General features: G+C 65.4%; 1 protein-coding gene. It reads right to left on the bottom strand.

The window, feature by feature from the left end; genetic code table 11:
• Positions 1–161 precede the first annotated feature (161 nt).
• On the bottom strand, positions 162–1,334 hold the full coding sequence (locus AAHM41_RS40100; protein WP_342242238.1) for a porin: 1,173 nt from the start codon (positions 1,332–1,334) through the stop codon (positions 162–164).
• Positions 1,335–1,831: the final 497 nt, after the last annotated feature.

Below are 1,831 nucleotides of genomic sequence, written 5' to 3'. Positions count from 1 at the left end.
CCCAAAAAAAAACCGGCGGGGGCGGGCCCCCCCCCCCCCCATCCTCCGTCGACCGGACGTGACGTTTCAGCCTTCGAGGGGACGAGACAGAGACCGTTAGGAGTGGTCCGTCACGCCCGGTCTTCTCGAGCCGACCTTGCGGTCCAGGCCCGTCCCGGGTCTTAGAACCCGAGGACGATACCGGTGCCGAGGCTGGCGGACTCCCACTCGGCGCCCTGACGGAAGTTCTGCTTCTCGTAGATGACCTCAGCATAGGTGTTGAGGCCCGGGGCCAGGGTGTAGGTCAGGTTGACACCGGCGAGGTGGTTGTCCTTGAGGTCCTCGCCGCTGCCGAAGGACGAGTTCAGGCCGTTGCCCTTCTCAGACCAGGTGTAGGCGTAGGAGGCCGAGGCCAGGAACGGACCGAACTGGTAGCTGAGGTCGCCGATGACGGTGTCGACCGGCTTGTCCGCAACCGCGATGCTTTCGTTGTGCGTCCAGTTCACGCTGGCGACAATGCCGCCGCTGCCGACCTGGCCGCCGAGGGTGTAGACCTCGAGATCGTTGCCGTTCGGGTTGGCACCGCTGAACGACGTCTGGGTGCCGTTGCCGTAGGCAGCCGAGGCGGTGACCCGGACGGACACCGCGTCGAAGGTCTGCTCGTAGTTGATGCCGCCCGTGACGACGTTCTCGTAGTAGCTCTCGTCGTCGTTGAACAGGTCGTTCCGGCCGCCGTTGCCGGCGTGCTCCGCACCACCGACCACCGGGGTGAAGTCAATGCCGAAGCTGAATCCGTCGAAGGTCGGCGAGGTGTACTTGATGCGAGTGTCGGCATTGCTAAGACCGGCGAGGTAGGTCGCGCCGATCGAGAAGAAGTTGCCGCCGCCGAGGTAGTAATTGCCGTCGAGCAGGTCACCGAAGCCGGCGCCCAGGCCCATGTCGCCGTTCAACTCATCATGCGCGTAGAGGTAGCCGAAGTCGTCGGCCGCCGTCGGCGCGTTACCGAGGGTCACCGTACCGAAGCCGCCCTTCAAGTAGACATAGGTGCGACCGACCTGGACGTCTTCCCGGCGGTTGACCGAGTCGAAGCGGATACGGCCGCCGTATTCCAGGCCGGAATCGGTGACGTTCTTGATGTCGAACTGCAACCGCGCGTTCGACTGGAAGTCATAGTCGCGGTCGAACTGGTCGTTCTCGCTGTCGCCCAGCGACAAGGTCGCCTGAGACCCGATGAAGCCGCTGATCTTCATCTCAAGACCGGACGTCACATTGGTGGCGTCAGCCGCCGACGCCGGCATCGCGCCGATCAGGGCGGCGGCGGCGAGCGCCGTACCACCCAGCAGTACCTTCTTCATTCTTCCCTCCTATGGCCCCACACCGATGCAGGGCGGTTCGCTCAAGACGCCTCTCGGCCCGCCTGCTTGCCTGCCCCGTCTTGGCTGCCCATCGGGGCTTGCAGGCAGAACCCGACGCTGCCGGTCGGGCGATGGCGGCCGTGTCGAAAGCGAGTCCCCCGAAACGGCGCCGATCTGTGTCATCGAAGGCACAGTCCGTTTCGACCCTGATGGCCGGCGCGATCAGTGCCCCGAGACTTCGGCGACCATAATCCTGCCCTCGCGGAGGCAGCAATCGCATTATACATCCTAGAATGTATGTAAGATGAAATTGCAACGAGCTGTGACCGAACAGCCACACCCGGCCGCCGGAGCCGTCAGGAGGAGCGGATCGAGCGGCAGCAGAGACCCCGGGCATGAAAAAGGCCGGCGAGCAGCGCCTCGCCGGCCTCCGATGGATGGAACGGGGGGGGCCCCCGGGGGGGGCCCGGCCCCGCGAAAGCCCCGCGGGGGGGGGG

It is taken from the genome of Inquilinus sp. OTU3971, from assembly GCF_038440215.1.
This window is presented reverse-complemented; position numbering and strand designations above follow the sequence as displayed.

Coding starts and splice junctions, on each gene's coding strand:
- AAHM41_RS40100 (WP_342242238.1), bottom strand. CDS start 1,334: ATGAAGAAGGTACTGCTGGGTGGTACGGCGCTCGCCGCCGCCGCCCTG.